Consider the following 20,940-nt stretch of genomic DNA (forward strand, 5'->3'; position numbering starts at 1 on the left):
AGGGCGCATTCTAGGGGTAAAGCGGAGGAATACTCCCGGAATTAGTCCACAGAAACGGCAAGAACCCGATGTCCGGTAAACAGCGCCCGACAAACCAGTAGTCACCCTTGACGTCCTGTTGCATCAGGTCGCCGGTGGCGAACCAACCGTCGCGGGTGTGGCTGATGATGTCGCCGGGGCCGGTCCAGTAGCCGAGGCTCAGGTTCGGGCCACGCAACTGCAGCTCGCCAACCGTGCCTTGAGCCACCGCCACCCCTGCCGCATCCACCAGTCGCGTGCGGCCCGGCACCCCGCGCAGGGCCCGGCGATCCTCACCGAAGACAGTGCTGCCAATGCACTCGGTCAACCCGTAGGTGTTGCCCAGCTTGAGGTTGAAGGTGCTTTCGAAAACCTCGGCAATCTGGACCGGGCACGTATCGCCACCCACCCCGCAGAGGCGCAGCGAGCTGACGTCCCGTGGCCGCGTGCGCTGCGCCTCCACCATCGGCATGCAGATGCCCGGCGGCACAAACAGGCGGGTAGCGCCGCATTGCTCGACGGCATCGAGCACGGCATCGGCGTCCAAATGGCTGATCAATACGGCCTGGCCACCGTGGACCACCGACGCCAACATCAGCAGCGTCCCCGACACCTGAGCCACCGGCGTGCTGCCGATGACACGCGCATCAGGCCCAAGCGACCAGCCCACCAAGGAGCCGATCACGTGGGACATCACACGCTGGTTGTAGGCCACCAGCTTGGGCATGCCGGTGGTGCCGGAGGTGGCGAGCAGCAGGAAGGTGGAGTCGATATCCACAGGCAGCACGGCCTCCGCACGGGAGGCATAGGCCAACAAATGGCGCCAGGAGCTGGGGCCACGGTCGCCAGCGTCGAAGGTACGGGTGTGCGTCGTCTCAAGTTGGGCGACAACGTCCTGCAATTCCGTTTCATGGACAAACAACGCGGGGCGCAGCCAACCCAGGAACTCGTTGAGCTCACGGGGCTTGAACTCGACCTTCAGCGGCACCACGATCGCGCCCGTCAGCATCGCGGCAAACATAAACACCGCGTACACCGGTGACGTTCTGACAGACAGGACAATGCGGTCCCCCGGACGAATCCCCGCACGGCGTAATCCGGTGCTCAGGCACACGACTTCGCTGGCAAGGCGGTGATAGGACCAGACGTCACCGCCGGCAATCAGGGCGATGGCGTTGGGCCGCTCGGCGGCATGGCGGAACAGCGCGTGCAGCGGTGTTTCAGAAGGCGACAGGGTTTGCGCATCAGCGAAGCAAGTCAGCATGGACGTTTTCCAGGGGCCAGGTCGGGGACTGCGCAACGGTGCGCAGGCTCCACAAGGAAACACGCGGTGCTGGCGGTTTATTCCGTGAAGATTCCTGGCCCCTGAAAAAGCAAAACCCCCGAAGAACGGGGGTTTTGATGCTACGGGTGAGGCTTACTCCACTGTCACCGATTTCGCCAGGTTGCGCGGCTGGTCAACGTCGGTGCCTTTGAGCACGGCCACGTAGTACGACAGCAGTTGCAGCGGGATGGTGTAGAGGATCGGCGACAGGGTGTCGTGGATGTGCGGCATGTTGATGACGTGGGTGCCTTCGCCATTGGTCATGCCGGCCTTCTCATCCGCGAACACGATCAGTTGGCCGCCACGGGCGCGCACTTCCTGCAGGTTGGACTTGAGCTTCTCCAGCAGTTCGTTGTTCGGCGCGACGGTCACGACGGGCATGTCGTCATCCACCAGCGCCAACGGGCCGTGCTTGAGCTCACCGGCCGGGTAGGCTTCGGCGTGGATGTAGGAGATTTCCTTGAGCTTGAGCGAACCTTCCATGGCCACCGGGTATTGCGCGCCACGGCCGAGGAACAGGGTGTGGTGTTTGTCAGCGAACAGCTCGGCGACTTTTTCCACGGTGCTGTCCATGGCCAGGGCTTCGCCCAGGCGGGCCGGCAGGCGGCGCAGTTCTTCCACCAGTTTGGCTTCGACGCCATCTTCCAGGGTGCCGCGCACCTGGCCCAGGGACAGGGTCAGCAGCAGCAGGCCGACCAACTGGGTGGTGAAGGCTTTGGTGGACGCCACGCCGATTTCGCGACCGGCCTGGGTCAGCAGGGTAAGGTCGGACTCGCGCACCAGGGAGCTGATGCCGACGTTGCAGATCGCCAGGCTACCGAGGAAACCCAGTTCCTTGGCGTTGCGCAGGGCGGCCAGGGTGTCGGCGGTTTCGCCGGACTGGGAGATGGTCACGAACAGGGTGTCGGGCTGCACCACCACCTTGCGGTAGCGGAATTCGCTGGCGACTTCGACCTGGCACGGGATGCCGGCCAGTTCTTCGAGCCAGTAACGGGCGACCATGCCGGCGTGGTAGCTGGTGCCGCAGGCGACGATTTGCACGTTGCGCACTTTGGCGAACAGCTCGGCGGCTTGCGGGCCGAAGGCTTGTACCAATACCTGGTTCTGGCTCAGGCGGCCTTCCAAGGTGCGTTGCACCACAGCCGGTTGCTCGTGGATTTCCTTGAGCATGAAGTGGCGGAACTCGCCCTTGTCGGCGGCTTCGGCACCGTCGCGGTACTGCACCGCTTCACGTTCAACAGACTGACCGTTAACGTCCCAGATCGACACGCTTTCGCGGCGGATTTCGGCAATATCGCCTTCTTCCAGGTACATGAAACGGTCGGTGACCTGGCGCAGGGCCAGTTGGTCGGAGGCGAGGAAGTTCTCGCCCAGGCCCAGGCCGATCACCAACGGGCTGCCACTGCGGGCGGCGACCAGGCGGTCGGGCTGGCTGGCGCTGATCACGGCCAGGCCGTAGGCGCCGTGCAATTCCTTGACGGTGGCCTTGAGGGCGTTGGTCAGGTCGCCAAGGTCCTTGAGCTTGTGGTTCAGCAGGTGGGCGATGACTTCGGTGTCAGTGTCCGAAGTGAAGACGTAGCCCAGGCCTTTCAGCTGTTCACGCAGCACTTCGTGGTTTTCGATAATGCCGTTGTGCACGACCGCCAGGTCACCGGAGAAGTGTGGATGAGCGTTTCGTTCGCACGGTGCACCGTGGGTGGCCCAACGGGTGTGGGCGATACCCAGGCGGCCGATCAGCGGCTCACCGGCCAGGGCTTGTTCCAGTTCGCTGACCTTGCCCGGGCGACGCATGCGCTCCAGCTTGCCGGCGTTGGTAAAGAGCGCCACACCGGCGCTGTCGTAGCCACGGTATTCCAGGCGTTTGAGGCCTTCGAGCAAAATGGCGGTGACGTTTCGTTCAGCGACTGCGCCAACAATTCCACACATGGTTTCTCTCCTAGATGACTGCCGCGCAAATCAGCGTGATGCCGCGGGCTTGAATCTGGTCGCGGGCCTCAAGCGGCAGGCGATCATCGGTAATAAGGGTATGGACGCTGCTCCAGGGCAGTTCCAGGTTGGGGATCTTGCGGCCAATCTTGTCGGACTCGACCATCACCACCACTTCGCGGGCCACCTCGGCCATGACGCGGCTCAGGCCCAGCAATTCGTTGAAGGTGGTGGTGCCGCGCTCCAGATCGATGCCATCGGCGCCGATGAAGAGCTGGTCGAAATCGTAGGAACGCAGTACTTGTTCGGCGACCTGGCCCTGGAACGAATCCGAGTGCGGGTCCCAGGTGCCGCCGGTCATCAGCAGTACCGGCTCGTGTTCCAGGTCGCTCAGGGCGCTGGCCACGTGCAGGGAGTTGGTCATCACCACCAGGCCGGGCTGGTGGCCCAACTCGGGGATCATGGCGGCGGTGGTGCTGCCGCTGTCGATGATGATGCGTGCGTGTTCACGCAAACGCCGGACGGCCGCACGGGCGATGGCGCGCTTGTAGGCCGAAATGGGCTGGGCCGGGTCGCCGACCAGCTCCTGGGGCATGGTGATCGCGCCACCGTAGCGACGCAGCAACAGGCCGTTACTTTCGAGGGCCGCCAAGTCCTTGCGGATGGTCACTTCCGAGGTTTCGAAACGTTTGGCCAGTTCATCCACACTGACTTCACCCTGCTCGGTGAGCATGGCAAGGATGTTGTGGCGACGTTGGGGTGTATTTCGTTTCGACATGGTGATGATAAGTTTCGTTTCGAAAGATAACGAAGGCAATCAAAACCTATTCGATCAAAATGGTCAAGCACGCGACTGAATTTTTTGAATCAACACAGATAAACATGTGGGAGCGGGCTTGCTCGCGAACGCGGTGTGTCAGTCAGCGCATGTATCAACTGAAAGACAGCTTTCGCGAGCAAGCCCGCTCCCACAGGGGTACTACAGTGTGTCCGAGTTGTGGATAACTCAGGTCTTCTTGATTTTGACCGGGCGCTTCCAACCGTCGATGTTGCGCTGGCGGGCACGGGCCACCGCCAGTTGGGACTTATCCACATCCTGGTTGATGGTGGAGCCTGCCGCTGTGTTTGAACCATCACCAATGGTGACGGGCGCAATCAACGAGTTGTTGGAGCCGATAAACACGTCTTCGCCAATGGTCGTCTGGTACTTGTTGGCACCGTCGTAGTTACAGGTAATAGCGCCAGCGCCGATGTTGGTGCGCGCACCAATCACGGCATCACCGAGGTAAGCCAGGTGCCCGGCTTTGGCGTCATCGCCCATTTGTGCGTTTTTCAGTTCTACAAAGTTACCCACATGGGCCCGGGCCCCCAGCACGCTGCCCGGACGCAGACGCGCAAACGGACCCGCATCACTGCCCTCACCCATCACTGCGCCGTCGATATGGCTGTTGGCCTTGATCACCACGCCTTTGCGCAGGGTGCTGTCCTTGATCACGCAGTTCGGGCCGATGACCACGTTGTCTTCAATGACCACACGGCCTTCGAGGATCACGTTGATGTCGATCAGCACGTCGCGGCCCACAGTGACATCACCCCGCACGTCGAAACGTGCCGGATCACGCAGCGTAACGCCCAACGCCATCAGGCGGCGGCCTTCACGCAGTTGATAGTGGCGCTCCAGCTCGGCCAGTTGCTTGCGGTCGTTGGCGCCCTGCACTTCCATCGGGTCGTGGGGCTGCTCGGTGGCGACCACCAAGCCATCGCTGACGGCCATCTCGATGACGTCGGTCAGGTAGTACTCGCCCTGGGCGTTGTTGTTGGACAGGCGGCTCATCCAGTCAGCCAGGCGATCGGCCGGCACGGCAAGGATCCCGGTGTTGCCTTCGGTGATGGCACGCTGGGCTTCGCTGGCATCTTTATGCTCGACGATGGCGGCGACCTTGCCGTCAGCGTTGCGCACGATGCGGCCGTAGCCGGTCGGGTCGTCCAGCTCGACGGTCAGCAGGCCCATCTGGCCTGGCACGACGTGCTTGAGCAGGCGCTGCAAGGTTTCCACTTCGATCAACGGCACGTCACCGTAGAGGATCAGTACGGTGTCGGCCTTGATGAATGGCACGGCTTGCGCGGTGGCGTGGCCGGTACCCAATTGCTTGTCCTGTAAGACGAAATTCAAGTCGTCCGCCGCCAGACGCTCACGCACCACGTCGGCTCCGTGGCCAATCACCACATGAATGCGCTGTGGATCAAGCTGCCGGGCGCTGTGGATAACATGGCCCAGCATCGAGTTGCCGGCAACCGGGTGCAGCACCTTGGGCAGGGCCGAACGCATGCGGGTACCCTGGCCTGCGGCGAGAATTACGATTTCGAGAGACATGAATGGCTACCAATCCTGGGCGGTCAGACTTCAGACCAAAGAAGTGTTTCGCAAAAAAAGAAAAAGGGTAGCCGAGGCTACCCTTTTTAATCAATCACACATGAGGCTTGACGGCTTAACCGCCAAACTTCTTGCGGATCTGCTGGACGGTGCGCAGCTGAGCTGCGGCCTCGGCCAGACGTGCAGCAGCAGAACCGTAGTCGAAATCTGCGCCTTTTTCGTTCAGGGCCTTCTCGGCAGCCTTGACGGCTTCCTGAGCGGAGGCTTCATCCAGGTCGGCAGCACGTTGCACGGTGTCGGCAAGTACCTTGACCATGTTCGGCTGAACCTCGAGGAAACCACCGGAGATGTAAAACACCTCCTTTTCCCCGCCCAGCTTGGTCAGAGTGATCGGACCAGGCTTCAAGGATGTAATCAATGGCGCGTGGCCAAAGTTAATACCCAGGTCGCCCAGTTCGCCGTGTGCAATCACACTCTCGATCTGACCGGAGAAGATTTCCCCTTCCGCGCTGACGATATCGCAATGGAATGTCATAGCCATCTGCTTGCCTCAACCTGATTAGCGCCCGTTACCGGGCGCCGGAATTACAGTTTCTTGGCTTTCTCGATCGCTTCTTCGATGCCGCCGACCATGTAGAACGCTTGTTCTGGCAGGTGGTCGTAGTCACCGTTGAGGATGCCTTTGAAGCCAGCAATGGTGTCTTTCAGGGAAACGTATTTACCCGAGGCACCGGTGAAGACTTCAGCCACGAAGAACGGCTGCGACAAGAAGCGCTGGATCTTACGAGCGCGGGATACCAACTGCTTGTCGGTTTCCGACAGCTCGTCCATACCCAGGATCGCAATGATGTCCTTCAGTTCTTTGTAACGCTGCAGAACGTACTGGACGCCGCGAGCGGTGTCGTAGTGTTCCTGGCCGATGACGTTCGGGTCCAGCTGGCGCGAAGTCGAGTCCAGTGGATCGACCGCTGGGTAGATACCCAGGGAGGCGATGTCACGGGACAGTACGACGGTGGCGTCCAAGTGGGCGAACGTGGTCGCTGGCGACGGGTCAGTCAAGTCATCCGCAGGTACGTATACCGCTTGGATCGAGGTGATCGAACCGTTTTTGGTCGAAGTGATACGCTCTTGCAGAGTACCCATCTCTTCGGCCAGGGTCGGCTGGTAACCTACTGCGGAAGGCATACGGCCCAGCAGTGCGGATACTTCAGTACCGGCCAGGGTGTAACGATAGATGTTGTCGACGAACAGCAGAACGTCGTTACCTTCGTCACGGAACTTCTCGGCCATGGTCAGGCCGGTCAGTGCTACGCGCAGACGGTTACCCGGCGGCTCGTTCATCTGACCGTAAACCAGTGCCACTTTGTCCAGAACGTTGGAATCCTTCATCTCGTGGTAGAAGTCGTTACCCTCACGAGTACGCTCACCCACACCGGCGAACACGGAATAACCGCTGTGCTCGATGGCGATGTTACGGATCAGTTCCATCATGTTTACGGTTTTGCCTACACCGGCACCACCGAACAGACCGACTTTACCGCCCTTGGCGAACGGGCAAACCAGGTCGATAACCTTGATGCCGGTTTCCAGCAGGTCGTTGCCGCCCGCTTGTTCCGCGAAGGAAGGCGCAGGACGGTGAATGCCCCAGCGCTCTTCGGTGTCGATTGGACCGGCTTCGTCGATCGGGTTACCGAGGACGTCCATGATCCGGCCCAGGGTCGCTTTACCGACCGGTACGGAGATGGCTGCGCCAGAGTCAGTGACTTCCAGACCGCGCTTCAAGCCTTCGGTGGAACCCATTGCAATGGTACGAACCACGCCGTCGCCCAGCTGCTGCTGAACTTCCAGGGTGGTGCCTGCATCGCTTTTGACTTTCAAAGCGTTGTAGATGCTCGGTACGCTGTCGCGTGGGAATTCCACGTCGATAACGGCGCCGATGATTTGAACGATACGTCCGCTACTCATAGCTGGATCCTCTGAATATTTGAACCGTTAAACCGCGGCAGCGCCGCCGACGATTTCCGAGATCTCTTGGGTGATCGCAGCCTGACGCGCCTTGTTGTAGATCAGCTGCAAATCGCTGATCAAATCACCGGCGTTGTCGGTAGCGTTCTTCATCGCGATCATCCGCGCAGCTTGTTCAGCCGCGTTGTTCTCGACCACCGCCTGGTACACCTGCGACTCCACGTAGCGCACCATCAAGCCGTCAAGCAGCTCTTTGGCGTCTGGTTCGTAGAGGTAGTCCCAGTGGTGCTTGAGTTCTTGTTCCGGGGTGGCCACCAATGGAATCAACTGCTCCACGGTAGGCTGCTGCGTCATGGTGTTGATGAACTTGTTGGATACCACGGACAGGCGGTCAATCCGGCCTTCCAGGTATGCATCCAGCATCACTTTGACGCTGCCGATCAAATCATTGATCGACGGTTCTTCACCCAGGTGGCTGATAGCTGCAACGACGTTACCGCCGAAGTTGCGGAAAAAGGCCGCACCCTTGCTACCGACCACACACAGATCGATCTCGACGCCTTTTTCGCGGTTTACCGCCATGTCCTTGACCAGGGCCTTGAACAGGTTGGTATTCAAACCACCGCACAAACCACGGTCACTGCTCACCACGACATAACCGACGCGCTTAACTTCACGGTCGAGCATGAACGGGTGGCGATATTCCGGGTTGGCGTTGGCCAGATGACCAATAACCTGGCGGATACGCTCCGCGTAGGGACGGCTAGCAGCCATGCGCATTTGTGCCTTGCGCATTTTGCTGACCGCCACTTTTTCCATGGCGCTGGTGATCTTTTGCGTGCTTTTGATGCTCGCAATCTTACTGCGAATCTCTTTTGCGCCTGCCATGTAACACCTATCAGGTTAGCAAGCGGGAGCCTCGCGGCCCCCGCTGCGGCTTACCAGGTTTGGGTGGCCTTGAACTTCTCGATACCGGCTTTGATGCCAGCGTCGATGTCGTCATTGAAGTCACCCTTCACGTTGATCTTCGCCATCAATTCGGCGTGATCGCGGTTGAAGTAAGCAATCAGCGCTTGTTCGAAGCTGCCGACCTTGGTGATTTCAACGTCGGTCAGGAACCCACGCTCAGCGGCATACAGCGACAGCGCCATGTCAGCGATCGACATTGGTGCGTATTGCTTCTGCTTCATCAGCTCGGTAACGCGCTGACCATGCTCAAGTTGCTTACGGGTCGCTTCGTCCAGGTCAGAAGCGAACTGGGCGAATGCCGCCAGTTCACGGTACTGAGCCAGAGCGGTACGGATACCACCGGAGAGCTTCTTGATGATCTTGGTCTGAGCGGCACCACCCACACGGGATACCGAAACACCGGCGTTCACTGCAGGACGGATCCCGGAGTTGAACATGGCCGATTCCAGGAAGATCTGACCGTCGGTGATGGAAATCACGTTGGTCGGAACGAACGCGGAAACGTCGCCAGCCTGGGTTTCGATGATCGGCAATGCGGTCAGGGAACCGGTTTTGCCGGTCACTGCGCCGTTGGTGAACTTCTCTACGTATTCTTCCGAAACGCGGGATGCGCGCTCCAGCAGACGGGAGTGGAGATAGAACACGTCGCCTGGGTAAGCTTCACGGCCTGGTGGACGGCGCAGCAGCAGGGAAATCTGGCGGTAAGCCACTGCTTGCTTGGACAGATCGTCATAAACGATCAGCGCGTCTTCACCGCGGTCGCGGAAGTATTCGCCCATGGTGCAACCGGAGTACGGTGCCAGGAACTGAAGTGCAGCGGATTCGGAAGCACTGGCGGCCACGACGATGGTGTTAGCCAGGGCGCCGTTTTCTTCCAGCTTGCGAACCACGTTGGCGATGGTCGATTGCTTCTGACCAATGGCTACGTAGACGCAGAAAATCCCGCTGTCTTTCTGGTTGATGATCGCGTCGATCGCCAGAGCGGTTTTACCGATCTGACGGTCACCGATGATCAGCTCACGCTGGCCACGGCCGACAGGAATCATGGCATCGACAGCCTTGTAGCCAGTCTGTACAGGCTGGTCTACCGACTTACGCCAGATCACGCCTGGAGCAACTTTCTCGACCGCATCGGTCTCGGTGTTGTTCAGCGGACCTTTGCCGTCAACTGGGTTACCCAGTGCGTCGACAACGCGACCCAGCAGTTCCTTACCCACCGGAACTTCCAGGATGCGGCCTGTGCACTTGGCGCTCATGCCTTCAGCCAGAGTCTGGTAGGAGCCCAATACAACGGCACCTACAGAGTCTTGCTCCAGGTTGAGAGCCATACCGTAGACGCCGCCCGGAAACTCGATCATCTCGCCGTACATTACGTCGGCCAGACCGTGAATCCGCACGATGCCGTCAGATACGCTGACGACAGTGCCTTCGTTACGGGCTTGGGAGGTCACATCGAGCTTGTCGATGCGGCCCTTGATAATTTCACTTATTTCGGAAGGATTGAGTTGCTGCATTGCTCTGCTGCCCCTTCAAACTCAAGATTTCAATGCTTCGGCAAGATTCGCGAGTTTGCCGCGAATCGAGCCATCGATAACCAGGTCGCCGGCGCGAATGATGACACCACCAATCAGGGTGGCATCCTCCGCAACTTGCAGGCGCACTTCCCGGTCGAGTCGTGCACTGAGAACCTTGGCGAGTTTGTCTTGCTGTTCTTGGTTCAATGCAAAAGCACTGGTCACTTCAACATCTACCGATTTCTCTTGTTCGGCCTTGTACAGGTCAAACAGAGCGGCGATCTCCGGCAAAAGCGGGAGACGGTCGTTTTCGGCAACGACGTGGATGAAGTTCTGCACTTTTACATCAAACTTGTCGCCGCACACGTCAATAAACGTGGCGGCCTTGTCTGCGCTCGTCAGTCGCGGGGCCTTGAGCACGCGCTGCATCGTGTCGTCTTGCGACACTGCTGCAGCCAGGCCGAGCATGGCTGACCAAGAGGCCAGCTGCTGGTGGGCCTGGGCGTGCTCGAAGGCTGCCTTAGCGTAAGGTCGGGCCAACGTGGTCAATTCTGCCATGATCGCCCTCGCTTAAATTTCAGCAGCCAGTTTGTTTACCAGCTCCGCGTGCGCGTTTTGATCGATTGTGGCACCCAGGATCTTCTCAGCACCGCCGACGGCCAGAGCACCCAGTTGGGCACGCAGCGCATCTTTGACACCGTTCAGTTCCTGCTCGATCTCGGCTTGAGCCTGAACCTTCACACGGTCAGCGTCGATACGGGCTTTTTCAACAGCCTCTTCAACGATCTGGTTACCGCGTTTCTTGGCTTGCTCAATGATTTCAGCTGCCTGAGCTTTCGCTTCGCGCAGTTGTTGACCCGCTTTATCTTGGGCCAACTCCAGGTCGCGAGCTGCTCGTGCGGCAGCGTCCAGTCCGTCTGCGATCTTCTTCTGACGTTCGTGCAAAGCCGCGATGACCGGAGGCCATACGAACTTCATGCAGAAAACTACAAAAATCAAGAACGCTAAGGACTGACCAATAATGGTTGCATTAATGTTCACGCCAATACCTCGCTCGTTCGTTGCACAACACACCAATCACTCGAAAAAACGAGTGATTAACCGGCGAGTTGACCAACGAAGGGGTTCGCGAAGGTGAAGAACAGAGCGATACCAACACCGATCATGGTCACGGCGTCGAGCAGGCCGGCGACGATGAACATTTTAACTTGCAGCATTGGAACCATTTCTGGCTGACGCGCTGCGCCTTCCAGGAACTTGCCGCCCAGCAGGCCGAAACCAATGGCAGTACCCAGGGCGCCCAGGCCGATCAACAGTGCAACAGCGATAGCGGTTAGACCAACTACAGTTTCCATCTTTCCTCCCGACTTTTACGTCGTATGGTTTAGGTTTTTTAGATTTTAAAGCGGTAAAACAAATCGTTTCATAGCCCTTCAGGGCTACCCTCCCGTTTCACCAGGAGGGACATCAGACTAGTCGAGACTGGTCTTAATGGTTCTCTTCGTGCGCCATCGACAGGTAAACGATGGTCAGCATCATGAAGATAAACGCCTGCAGGGTGATGATCAGGATGTGGAACACAGCCCACGCCCACTGCAGAACAATGCCCAGGCCGCTAAGCCAGAGCAGGCCGCTGCCGAACATCACAGCGATCAGAATGAACACCAGCTCGCCGGCATACATGTTGCCGAACAGTCGCAGAGCCAGGGAAATCGGCTTGGCGATCAGGGTCACGAACTCCAGCAGGAAGTTCACCGGGATCAGCAGGGCCTGAACGAAGATGTTCTTGCTGCCGAACGGGTGCAAGGTCAGCTCGCCGATGAAGCCGCCGATGCCCTTGATCTTGATGCTGTAGAAAATGATCAACGCAAACACCGACAGGGCCATGCCCAGGGTGGCGTTAGGGTCCGTGGTGGAAACCGCACGGAATGGAATGTGGTGATCGCCGGTGATCAGGATGGCCAGCTGAGGAATCCAGTCGACCGGAATCAGGTCGACGGCGTTCATCAGGAACACCCAGACGAAGATGGTCAGTGCCAACGGTGCAATCACCGCGCTACGACCATGGAAGCTGTCTTTCACGCTGCCATCGACGAATTCGACCAATACTTCAACGAAGTTCTGCAAAGCACCTGGCTGACCGGAAGTCGCCTTCTTTGCCGCCATGCGGAAAATCAGGACGAAGATCAGACCCAATGCGACAGACCAGCCCAGAGTATCCAGGTGGAATGCCCAGAAGCCCATTTCTTTGGCTTCTGCTGCGGTGTGGGCAAAGCCCCAGCCGCCATTGGGTAGCTGACCGAAGGTCAGGTTCTGCAAGTGGTGCTGGATATAGCCCGAAGCGGTTGTCTCTGCCATGGTTGCCTCAAACGCCCTAAGGTCTCGAAAGTCTTGTTCTCATCAGCAGGGGCGAGAACCAGCTGACCAATTGGGTCAACACGAAGACGCCGAATACAGCTAGCGGCGCCAATGGCTTCACACCTGCAAAGGTCAGTGCAAACAGCACTGCCGTCAAAATCAGTTTCCCCGCCTCGCCGGCATAAAAAGACCGGACGATAGCCTGGGCTGCTCGGGCGCCGGAAAACCGAAAGGCCCTGTGAGCAAAATACATATTGGGCAGCAAGGCTATCAGGCCTCCGCAGAGTCCTGAGTATCCGGCTACGACTCCATACCAATACCAGAGCGCCAAAGAGGCGATCAGTAAAATGACAAATTGAGCCACTAAAACCGGGAAAACGGCCAAGCGATGGAACGGCAACGTGTTTGGCGTGCGGGTTTCCATCACTCTTGCTCCTCAATGGTCGGCTGCCGGAAATCAATAACTTGGCATAATTTGTGCCGACAAAATGCGCGCAGAGTATAGGGGCGGTTCTGCCCCTATTCAACTGCCGGGTAGTGATTTCCGACTGCGCGCTACAGAAGCAATTGTTTCAGCGGATGTGGGCAAGGACGCCCTGAAGCTCATCCAATGAGTTATATCCGATGACCAATTGCCCTTTGCCTTTCTTGCCATGACGAATTTGCACCGCAGAGCCTAGGCGTTCGGCCAGGCGCTGCTCCAGGCGTGCAATATCCGGATCAGGTTTGGCGGTTTCGACCGGTGCAGGTTTGCCACTGAGCCACTGGCGAACCAGGGCCTCGGTCTGACGAACGGTGAGGCCTCGTGCGACAACGTGTCGCGCCCCCTCAACCTGTTGATTTTCCGGCAAACCGAGCAAAGCACGGGCGTGACCCATTTCCAGGTCGCCATGGGAAAGCATGGTTTTGATGACTTCCGGCAGCGCAATCAGGCGCAGCAGGTTGGACACGGTCACGCGGGACTTGCCCACCGCATCCGCGACTTCCTGCTGAGTCAGTTTGAATTCCTGCTGCAAACGCTGCAGCGCGATCGCTTCCTCGATCGGATTAAGGTCTTCGCGCTGGATGTTCTCGATCAACGCCATGGCGATGGCGGTTTCATCCGGCACATCGCGCACCATCGCCGGGATGGTGTCCTTGCCGGCCTGTTGGCTGGCGCGCCAGCGGCGTTCGCCGGCGATGATTTCAAAGCGGCCAGCACCAATCGGACGCACCACGATCGGCTGCATCACACCCTGGGCCTTGATCGAATTCGCCAGTTCTTCCAGCGCCTGAGGGTCCATGTCCCGGCGCGGCTGGTATTTGCCGCGCTGGATCAGGTCCAGCGGCAGGTGCTGCAGTTCACGCTCATCGGCCTGCACCGCTTGCTCTTCAAGGGTCGTGACAGTCGGACCACTCAGCAGTGCATCCAGTCCACGTCCGAGACCTCGTTTCTTGACGGCCATGGGGATTCCTTAAGTTGGCTGGGCTGCAGCGGTGCGTGAATTGCGGCGTTGACGACGAACCATCTCACCGGCCAGGGCCAGGTAGGCAATGGCACCGCGGGATGACTTGTCGTACGCCAGCGCGGGCATGCCATAGCTTGGCGCTTCGGCCAGGCGGATGTTGCGTGGAATCACAGTGTCGTAGAGCTGATCGCCGAAGTGTTCCTTGAGCTGCGCCGACACATCGTTCATCAGGCTCAGCCGCGGGTCATACATGGTCCGCAGCAAGCCTTCGATTTGCAGGTTCGGGTTGAGCAACTCGGCGATACGCTTGATGTTATCCACAAGGTCGCTCAAGCCTTCGAGCGCGAAGTACTCGCACTGCATGGGGATAATCACCCCGTCGGCTGCCACCAATGCGTTCAAGGTCAGCATCGACAGCGACGGCGGGCAGTCGATCAAAATGTAGTCGTAGTTCTCGCGGATCGGCGCCAGAGCGCTGCGCAGACGGCTTTCTTTCATCTGCATTTCCAGCAGCACCACTTCCGCCGCGGTCAAATCGCGGTTGGCCGGCAGCAGTTGATAACCGCCATGCTCGGAGAAGTGCATGGCCTGGGCCAGGTCGCACTCGCCAATCAGCAAGTCGTAGACCGAGTTTTCCAGGCCGTGTTTATCCACACCGCTACCCATGGTGGCGTTGCCCTGTGGATCGAGATCGATCAACAGCACCCGACGCTTGGTAGCGACCAGGGATGCTGCGAGGTTGATGCAGGTGGTGGTTTTGCCCACGCCACCTTTCTGGTTCGCTATCGCGAATACCTTAGCCATTCTTGCTTGTGTTCCCAATCATGCCGTGCGGCGCAGTATCAGCAGATGGCGTTGGCCTTGGCAACCGGGTACGGCCAAGGCGTGTTCGCTATCGAGGTGGAAGTCTGCCGGCAATGCTAACAGCTCGTCGCTTGGATGAACGCCCTTCATTGCCAGCCAACGGGTTTCACGGTCGCCGAGGTGGCGGGTCCAGTTGCTGAAGTTCTCCATGCTGCTGAAAGCCCGGGAAACAATTCCATTGAAAGGCTGTTCAGGCGTAAAGGCTTCGACGCGGCTGTGGATAACATGCAGGTTATCCAGCTTGAGTTCGAGTTTGACCTGGGTCAGGAAGCGGGTTTTCTTGCCGTTACTGTCCAGGCACGTCACTTGCGACTCGGGAAACAGGATCGCCAGCGGGATGCCAGGCATACCGCCACCGCTGCCGACGTCGAGCCAGCGGCCGTTTTCGATAAACGGCATCACGCTGAGACTGTCGAGCAAATGGCGGGAAACCATTTCGTCCGGATCACGCACGGCGGTGAGGTTGTAAGCCTTGTTCCATTTGATCAACAGGGCCAGATAACCCAGCAGCAACGCGTGCTGGGCTTCGGTCAGGTTGACGCCAAGCTGGCGAGCACCTGTGGATAACTCTTCGGCGTGTTGCGAGGTGACCAACGAACTCAAGCGCTTTGCTCCAACTGACGGCCCGCGCCGCGTTTTTTCAAATGAATCATCAACAGTGAAATGGCTGCCGGCGTGACGCCCGGGATACGGGACGCCTGGCCCAGGGTCTCTGGCCGAGTTATCCCCAGCTTGCCCTGAATCTCTTTCGACAGGCCGGAAATGTTCGTGTAATCGATATCCACAGGCAGCTTGGTGTCTTCACTGGCCCGCAGACGAGCGATCTCATCTTGCTGACGGTCAATGTAACCGGCGTATTTGGTCTTGATTTCAACCTGCTCAGCCACCTGTGGATCTTCTGCGCCGCCGCCGGTGACCGAGATCAGACCAGCGTAGTCGATTTCCGGACGGGACAGCAGGTTCAGCAAGTTGTATTCGTGGGTCAGCGGCGTGCCGAATTTCTCGGCAATCCCATCACCTTGCTCGGTACCCGGACGAACCCAGGTACTTTTCAGGCGTTGCTCTTCCAGTTCGATGCTTTCGCGTTTTTTGCAGAAGGCCGCCCAACGCACGTCGTCGACCAGGCCCAGCTCGCGACCTTTTTCGGTCAAGCGCAAGTCGGCGTTGTCTTCCCGCAGGATCAGGCGGTATTCGGCCCGGGACGTAAACATCCGGTACGGTTCCTGGGTGCCGAGGGTGATCAGGTCGTCGACCAACACGCCGATGTACGCCTCATCGCGACGCGGACACCAGCTGTCTTTGCCCTGTGCACGCAGTGCTGCGTTGGCCCCAGCCAGCAAACCCTGGGCGCCGGCTTCTTCGTAACCGGTGGTGCCGTTGATTTGGCCAGCGAAGAACAAACCGCCGATCACCTTGGTTTCCAGGCTGTATTTCAGGTCACGCGGGTCGAAGTAGTCGTACTCGATGGCGTAGCCAGGCCGCACGATGTGGGCGTTTTCCATACCGCGAATCGACTGAACGATCTGGATTTGCACGTCGAACGGCAGGGACGTGGAAATCCCGTTCGGGTACAGCTCGTGTGTAGTCAAACCTTCCGGCTCGATAAAGACCTGGTGGCTTTCCTTGTCGGCAAAGCGGTGGATCTTGTCTTCGATCGACGGGCAGTAGCGTGGGCCGATGCCTTCGATCACCCCGGAATACATCGGCGAACGGTCGAGGTTCGCGGCAATGATTTCGTGGGTACGGGCATTGGTATGGGTAATCCAGCAACTGACTTGCTTCGGATGTTGTTCCTTGGAGCCCATGAACGACATGACCGGGATCGGTGTGTCGCCGGCTTGCTCGGTCATCACCGAGAAATCCACCGACCGGCCATCGATACGCGGCGGTGTGCCGGTTTTCAGGCGACCGACACGCAGTGGCAGTTCACGAAGGCGCTGAGCCAGGGCGATTGACGGCGGATCACCGGCGCGACCACCGGAATAGTTCTGCATACCGATGTGGATAAGTCCGCCGAGGAAGGTTCCGGTGGTCAACACCACGGATTCTGCGAAGAAACGCAGGCCCATTTGGGTGACAACGCCGCGTACCTGGTCCTGTTCGACGATCAGATCATCAGCGGCCTGTTGAAATATCCACAGGTTCGGCTGGTTTTCCAGGGTTTCGCGGACAGCGGCCTTGTACAGGATCCGGTCGGCTTGAGCACGAGTGGCTCGTACGGCCGGGCCTTTGCGGCTGTTCAATACGCGAAATTGAATACCACCTTTGTCGGTGGCCATGGCCATCGCGCCGCCCAGGGCATCGATTTCCTTGACCAGATGGCTTTTGCCAATCCCGCCAATGGCAGGGTTGCAGCTCATGGCACCGAGGGTTTCCACGTTATGCGTCAGCAACAGGGTTTTTGCCCCCATGCGTGCTGACGCCAGTGCTGCCTCGGTACCGGCATGACCGCCGCCGATGACGATCACTTCAAAACGGGAAGGGAAATCCACCACGCACCTCGTGCCTGCTTCTGTAGGTAATTAGGAATGAGCGTTCGAGATCAGGTTTTCGAACGAGTCGGCAAGTATAGGGACTTCGCCCTTCCTAAAGAACCCTTTGCACAAAATTTAACCAGCTGTGGATGAATCACGAACAATAGAAATTAAAAGAGAGAAATTTATTAAATCTTTGTTTTTATGTTTATTTCTACTGAGGCCTATTTCTGTGGATAGATCTCTACAAGCCTTTATTTACGTTGTGTACAGAGATTCAAAAGTCTGTGGTTAGGTGCCAAGGAGGCCCTTGGATAAGTGGTCTAAGCCTGTGGATTAAACAGGTGGTTATCCACAGAGGGGTTTTTACTCAGGTTTTAGGCCCTGTTATCAACTGGGCACAGGGGCGGTTATTCACAGGGCTTAATCCACAGAAAAGCGTCAATCGAGGTAAATCCCGGGCGCAAAAAAACCGTCGCAACCTTCGCGATATTCAGAAAAGACAATTGAATGCCCTGAAACGGGCAGAACAGGCAGGCGCGAATGGCCTGCCTGGAGGACTAACGAAAGGTTATTTGCCGATGCAGAAGCTGGAAAAGATCCTTCCCAGCAGATCATCGGAGCTGAAAGCGCCGGTAATCTCACCCAATAGCTGCTGAGCCTGACGCAGATCTTCGGCCAGAAGCTCACCAGCACCTGCCAGGGTCAACTGTGCCCGACCGTGCTCCAGGGCTGCGCTGGCATGCCGCAGCGCTTCCAGGTGCCGGCGGCGGGCACTGAAGCTGCTCTCAGAGGTCTGCTCGTAGCCCATGCAGGCCTTCAGATGGTCGCGCAACAACTCCAGGCCAACCCCCGCCGATTTGGCGCTCAGGCTGATGGTGACGTGGCCATCCTCGCCGACTTCCAGGGCGATCGCTTCGCCCGTGAGATCTGCCTTGTTTCGAATCAGCGTGACCTTGGCCGGGTCTGGCCGTTGTTCAAGGAATTCCGGCCACAGTGCGAACGGATCAGCAGCCTCTGGCGCGGTGGCATCCACGACCAGCAGAACGCGATCTGCTTCGGTAATGGCCTTCAACGCGCGTTCCACACCGATCTTTTCCACCTGATCATCGGTGTCACGCAGCCCGGCCGTGTCCACCACGTGCAGTGGCATGCCGTCGATGTGGATATGTTCGCGCAAGATATCCCGCGTAGTGCCGGCAATCTCGGTAACGATGGCCGCTTCCCGTCCAGCCAGGGCATTGAGAAGGCTCGACTTGCCAGCGTTGGGCCGGCCGGCAATCACCACAGTCATTCCATCACGCAGCAAGGCACCTTGTCCGGCCTCACGCAGTACTGTGGATAACTCGTCACGGACTTTATCCAGCATTGCCAGGACATGGCCATCGGCGAGGAAGTCGATTTCTTCCTCGGGGAAATCAATCGCAGCCTCCACGTAAATGCGCAAGCTGATCAATTGCTCGGTGAGGTTATGCACTCGCAGGGAAAACGCGCCCTGCAACGAGCGCAACGCATTGCGCGCGGCTTGTGCAGAACTGGCTTCGATCAGGTCGGCAATCGCTTCGGCCTGGGCCAGGTCGAGCTTGTCGTTGAGAAACGCGCGCTCGCTGAACTCACCCGGGCGTGCCAGGCGGCAACCCAGTTGAAGGCAACGCTGCAGCAGCATATCCAGAACGATTGGCCCGCCGTGGCCCTGTAGTTCCAGAACGTCTTCGCCAGTGAATGAGTTCGGTCCCGGGAAATAAAGGGCAATACCTTCATCCAGCACCTCTTCATCTGCACCGAGAAACGGCCCGTAATGCGCGTACCGCGGCTTCAGCTCCCGACCGCTGATGGCCTGGGCTGCCATGCCGGCGAGCGGGCCGGAAATACGAACGATACCGACACCACCACGACCTTGGGCGGTGGCGACAGCGGCGATGGTTTCACGAGGAGCGCTCATGGCGGGTACCCGGGTAAAAGTGACGGAAAGCAAAACGCCCCACTAGGGGGCGTCTTGAGTGGTGTTATCCACAGAGTAAATTACGCCTCGGCTTTTTTGGTAGCCGCTTCGATTTTACGTGTGATGTACCACTGTTGGGAGATCGACAGGCAGTTGTTGACTACCCAGTACAGCACCAGACCAGCCGGGAACCACAGGAAGAAGAAGGTGAAGATGATTGGCATCATTTTCATGACCTTGGCCTGCATCGGGTCCGGAGGCGTCGGGTTCAGACGCTGCTGGATGAACATGGTCGCGCCCATGATGATCGGCAGGATAAAGAACGGGTCTTTGATCGACAGGTCAGTTATCCACAGCATGAACGGAGCCTGGCGCATTTCAACGCTTTCCAGGAGCACCCAGTACAGCGACAGGAACACCGGCATCTGCACCAGAATCGGCAAGCATCCACCCAGCGGGTTGATCTTCTCTTTCTTGTACAGCTCCATCATGGCCTGCGACATTTTCTGCCGGTCATCACCATGTTGTTCTTTCAGCGCGGCCAGCTTAGGGGCCACGGCACGCATACGCGCCATCGACTTGTAGCTGGCAGCCGACAGTGGGAAGAAGATCCCCTTGATCAGCATAGTCAGCAGGATGATCGAGAAGCCCCAGTTACCCACGATGCTGTGGATATGTTGCAGCAGCCAGAAGATCGGCTGGGCAATGAACCACAGAATGCCGTAATCCACAGTCAGTTCCAGACCTGGGGATAACTCTTTGAGCACTGCCTGGCTCTTCGGACCGGCATACAACGTAGCGCTGGCTTCAGCCTTGGCACCCGGAGCGACGGTCAACGTCGGGCCAGTAAAGCCAATGATGTAGTTGCCCTGGCTGTCTTTGCGGGTTTGAACCAGGTTCGCATCACCCTTGTTCGGGATCCATGCGGTCACGAAGTAGTGTTGCAACCAGGCAACCCAGCCACCTTGGACTGTTTCTTTCAGCGCGCCCTTGTCGATATCTTTCATCGACACTTTTTTGTACGGCTCGCTACTTGTCCACAGGGCTGCGCCCAGGTAAGTCGCGGTGCCGGTGGCGGTGCTGGAAGAAGGATCGGCGCTGTTGTCACGCTTGAGCTGGGCAAACAGGTTGCCCGTCCACGGCTTCGCGCTTTCGTTGTCGATCAGGTAAGTGACTTTCAGATCGTACAAACCGCGGGTGAAGCTGAAACGCTTGATGTAGTTGACGCCGTCGTGACTGAATTTCAGGTCGACGTTCAACTGGTTCTGGCCATCAGCCAGTTGATAAGTCTTCTGTTCGGTCGAATAAACCGGACGACCGGTAGCACGAGCATCCGGACCGTCAGTGCCGGTCAGGCCACTTTGCGCCAGATAGACACGTTCGCCGCCGTTATCGAACAGCTGGAACGGAACATCCGGATGGTCTTGGCGACGTGGATACAGCGGCAGCTTCAGCTGGGCGATATCACCACCTTGCGGATCGATAGCCAGGTCCAGTACATCCGTTTTTACGTGGATGAGGTCTTTATTGGTGACGACCGGGGTTTCTACCGGGGTGCTGGTATCGGCATTCGCGCTGGGTACATCGGCACTGGCGACAGCATTGTTACCCAGTGGCGTATCCGGAATAGCCGGCGCCGACTGATTGGTAGCAACATTCTGAGTCGGCAGGGCAGCTTGGCCATAATCCTGGTTCCACTTAAGGACCATAGAGTAAGACACGATTGCCAGGGCGACGATCAGGATCGTGCGTTTAATATCCATG

19 protein-coding genes are annotated in these 20,940 nt (G+C 58.3%); all 19 read right to left on the minus strand.

Annotated features, from left to right (window positions below; all coding sequences use genetic code 11):
- Positions 1 to 10: 10 nt before the first annotated feature.
- The 19 genes from HX855_RS08190 to yidC all read right to left on the minus strand — a co-directional run bounded on the left by HX855_RS08190 (position 11) and on the right by yidC (position 20,939).
- Positions 11 to 1,282, minus strand: coding sequence for a class I adenylate-forming enzyme family protein (locus HX855_RS08190; protein ID WP_177090128.1), 1,272 nt, complete (start codon positions 1,280 to 1,282; stop codon positions 11 to 13).
- A 153-nt stretch (positions 1,283 to 1,435) separates the two neighbouring features.
- Complete coding sequence (glmS, locus tag HX855_RS08195) at positions 1,436 to 3,268, minus strand: glutamine--fructose-6-phosphate transaminase (isomerizing) (RefSeq protein ID WP_177090129.1); 1,833 nt, start codon at positions 3,266 to 3,268, stop codon at positions 1,436 to 1,438.
- Between the two features lie 10 nt (positions 3,269 to 3,278).
- Positions 3,279 to 4,046 (minus strand): DeoR/GlpR family DNA-binding transcription regulator, encoded by a 768-nt coding sequence (locus HX855_RS08200; RefSeq protein ID WP_003213539.1) that lies wholly within the window; start codon positions 4,044 to 4,046, stop codon positions 3,279 to 3,281.
- Positions 4,047 to 4,274: 228 nt separating this feature from the next.
- Positions 4,275 to 5,642 carry a bifunctional UDP-N-acetylglucosamine diphosphorylase/glucosamine-1-phosphate N-acetyltransferase GlmU gene (gene glmU, locus HX855_RS08205; RefSeq protein ID WP_177090130.1) on the minus strand — a complete coding sequence of 456 codons (1,368 nt, stop codon included), beginning with the start codon at positions 5,640 to 5,642 and terminating at the stop codon, positions 4,275 to 4,277.
- 115 nt (positions 5,643 to 5,757) lie between these two features.
- Entirely contained in the window at positions 5,758 to 6,183 is a 426-nt protein-coding gene (locus HX855_RS08210) for a F0F1 ATP synthase subunit epsilon (protein ID WP_133100649.1), read from the minus strand.
- 44 nt (positions 6,184 to 6,227) lie between these two features.
- The gene (atpD, locus tag HX855_RS08215) at positions 6,228 to 7,607 is read right to left on the minus strand and encodes a F0F1 ATP synthase subunit beta (RefSeq protein WP_003213545.1); all 1,380 of its coding nucleotides are present in this window, start codon (positions 7,605 to 7,607) and stop codon (positions 6,228 to 6,230) included.
- Positions 7,608 to 7,634: 27 nt separating this feature from the next.
- Positions 7,635 to 8,495 carry a F0F1 ATP synthase subunit gamma gene (atpG, locus tag HX855_RS08220; protein ID WP_177090131.1) on the minus strand — a complete coding sequence of 287 codons (861 nt, stop codon included), beginning with the start codon at positions 8,493 to 8,495 and terminating at the stop codon, positions 7,635 to 7,637.
- A 50-nt stretch (positions 8,496 to 8,545) separates the two neighbouring features.
- The gene (atpA, locus tag HX855_RS08225; RefSeq protein WP_003213549.1) at positions 8,546 to 10,090 is read right to left on the minus strand and encodes a F0F1 ATP synthase subunit alpha; all 1,545 of its coding nucleotides are present in this window, start codon (positions 10,088 to 10,090) and stop codon (positions 8,546 to 8,548) included.
- Positions 10,091 to 10,111: 21 nt separating this feature from the next.
- On the minus strand, positions 10,112 to 10,648 hold the full coding sequence (locus HX855_RS08230; RefSeq protein ID WP_003213551.1) for a F0F1 ATP synthase subunit delta: 537 nt from the start codon (positions 10,646 to 10,648) through the stop codon (positions 10,112 to 10,114).
- Between the two features lie 12 nt (positions 10,649 to 10,660).
- Entirely contained in the window at positions 10,661 to 11,131 is a 471-nt protein-coding gene (locus tag HX855_RS08235; RefSeq protein WP_008439543.1) for a F0F1 ATP synthase subunit B, read from the minus strand.
- Between the two features lie 56 nt (positions 11,132 to 11,187).
- Complete coding sequence (gene atpE, locus HX855_RS08240) at positions 11,188 to 11,445, minus strand: F0F1 ATP synthase subunit C (RefSeq protein ID WP_002555987.1); 258 nt, start codon at positions 11,443 to 11,445, stop codon at positions 11,188 to 11,190.
- Between the two features lie 133 nt (positions 11,446 to 11,578).
- On the minus strand, positions 11,579 to 12,448 hold the full coding sequence (gene atpB, locus HX855_RS08245; RefSeq protein WP_088421951.1) for a F0F1 ATP synthase subunit A: 870 nt from the start codon (positions 12,446 to 12,448) through the stop codon (positions 11,579 to 11,581).
- 16 nt (positions 12,449 to 12,464) lie between these two features.
- On the minus strand, positions 12,465 to 12,872 hold the full coding sequence (locus HX855_RS08250; RefSeq protein WP_088421950.1) for a F0F1 ATP synthase subunit I: 408 nt from the start codon (positions 12,870 to 12,872) through the stop codon (positions 12,465 to 12,467).
- A gap of 148 nt (positions 12,873 to 13,020) precedes the next feature.
- Positions 13,021 to 13,893: a ParB/RepB/Spo0J family partition protein gene (locus tag HX855_RS08255; protein ID WP_177090132.1), complete on the minus strand. Its 873-nt coding sequence runs from the start codon at positions 13,891 to 13,893 to the stop codon at positions 13,021 to 13,023.
- Positions 13,894 to 13,902: 9 nt separating this feature from the next.
- A complete protein-coding gene (locus HX855_RS08260) occupies positions 13,903 to 14,700 on the minus strand; it encodes a ParA family protein (RefSeq protein ID WP_003213559.1) in 798 nt (265 codons plus the stop codon).
- Between the two features lie 18 nt (positions 14,701 to 14,718).
- On the minus strand, positions 14,719 to 15,363 hold the full coding sequence (gene rsmG / locus HX855_RS08265) for a 16S rRNA (guanine(527)-N(7))-methyltransferase RsmG (protein WP_177090133.1): 645 nt from the start codon (positions 15,361 to 15,363) through the stop codon (positions 14,719 to 14,721).
- Positions 15,360 to 17,252, minus strand: a complete 1,893-nt coding sequence (gene mnmG / locus HX855_RS08270; RefSeq protein WP_177090134.1) for a tRNA uridine-5-carboxymethylaminomethyl(34) synthesis enzyme MnmG — start codon at positions 17,250 to 17,252, stop codon at positions 15,360 to 15,362. Before mnmG ends, rsmG begins: the two co-directional genes overlap by 4 nt.
- Before the next feature lie 553 nt (positions 17,253 to 17,805).
- Positions 17,806 to 19,176, minus strand: a complete 1,371-nt coding sequence (gene mnmE / locus HX855_RS08275; protein WP_177090135.1) for a tRNA uridine-5-carboxymethylaminomethyl(34) synthesis GTPase MnmE — start codon at positions 19,174 to 19,176, stop codon at positions 17,806 to 17,808.
- An 80-nt stretch (positions 19,177 to 19,256) separates the two neighbouring features.
- Positions 19,257 to 20,939 carry a membrane protein insertase YidC gene (gene yidC / locus HX855_RS08280; RefSeq protein ID WP_177090136.1) on the minus strand — a complete coding sequence of 561 codons (1,683 nt, stop codon included), beginning with the start codon at positions 20,937 to 20,939 and terminating at the stop codon, positions 19,257 to 19,259.
- Between the last annotated feature and the right edge of the window lies 1 nt (position 20,940).

The organism is Pseudomonas sp. IPO3778 (assembly GCF_013386825.1).
In the GTDB taxonomy this organism is placed as follows: Bacteria; Pseudomonadota; Gammaproteobacteria; order Pseudomonadales; family Pseudomonadaceae; genus Aquipseudomonas.

What these genes read in the sequence shown, in the direction of transcription:
- atpD (WP_003213545.1), bottom strand. Translation starts at nt 7,607, where the DNA reads ATGAGTAGCGGACGTATCGTTCAAATCATCGGCGCCGTTATCGACGTG.
- atpG (WP_177090131.1), bottom strand. Translation starts at nt 8,495, where the DNA reads ATGGCAGGCGCAAAAGAGATTCGCAGTAAGATTGCGAGCATCAAAAGC.
- atpE (WP_002555987.1), bottom strand. Translation starts at nt 11,445, where the DNA reads ATGGAAACTGTAGTTGGTCTAACCGCTATCGCTGTTGCACTGTTGATC.
- glmS (WP_177090129.1), bottom strand. Translation starts at nt 3,268, where the DNA reads ATGTGTGGAATTGTTGGCGCAGTCGCTGAACGAAACGTCACCGCCATT.
- HX855_RS08230 (WP_003213551.1), bottom strand. Translation starts at nt 10,648, where the DNA reads ATGGCAGAATTGACCACGTTGGCCCGACCTTACGCTAAGGCAGCCTTC.
- HX855_RS08190 (WP_177090128.1), bottom strand. Translation starts at nt 1,282, where the DNA reads ATGCTGACTTGCTTCGCTGATGCGCAAACCCTGTCGCCTTCTGAAACA.
- mnmE (WP_177090135.1), bottom strand. Translation starts at nt 19,176, where the DNA reads ATGAGCGCTCCTCGTGAAACCATCGCCGCTGTCGCCACCGCCCAAGGT.
- atpB (WP_088421951.1), bottom strand. Translation starts at nt 12,448, where the DNA reads ATGGCAGAGACAACCGCTTCGGGCTATATCCAGCACCACTTGCAGAAC.
- HX855_RS08250 (WP_088421950.1), bottom strand. Translation starts at nt 12,872, where the DNA reads ATGGAAACCCGCACGCCAAACACGTTGCCGTTCCATCGCTTGGCCGTT.
- atpA (WP_003213549.1), bottom strand. Translation starts at nt 10,090, where the DNA reads ATGCAGCAACTCAATCCTTCCGAAATAAGTGAAATTATCAAGGGCCGC.
- yidC (WP_177090136.1), bottom strand. Translation starts at nt 20,939, where the DNA reads ATGGATATTAAACGCACGATCCTGATCGTCGCCCTGGCAATCGTGTCT.
- HX855_RS08260 (WP_003213559.1), bottom strand. Translation starts at nt 14,700, where the DNA reads ATGGCTAAGGTATTCGCGATAGCGAACCAGAAAGGTGGCGTGGGCAAA.
- HX855_RS08200 (WP_003213539.1), bottom strand. Translation starts at nt 4,046, where the DNA reads ATGTCGAAACGAAATACACCCCAACGTCGCCACAACATCCTTGCCATG.
- HX855_RS08255 (WP_177090132.1), bottom strand. Translation starts at nt 13,893, where the DNA reads ATGGCCGTCAAGAAACGAGGTCTCGGACGTGGACTGGATGCACTGCTG.
- HX855_RS08210 (WP_133100649.1), bottom strand. Translation starts at nt 6,183, where the DNA reads ATGGCTATGACATTCCATTGCGATATCGTCAGCGCGGAAGGGGAAATC.
- glmU (WP_177090130.1), bottom strand. Translation starts at nt 5,642, where the DNA reads ATGTCTCTCGAAATCGTAATTCTCGCCGCAGGCCAGGGTACCCGCATG.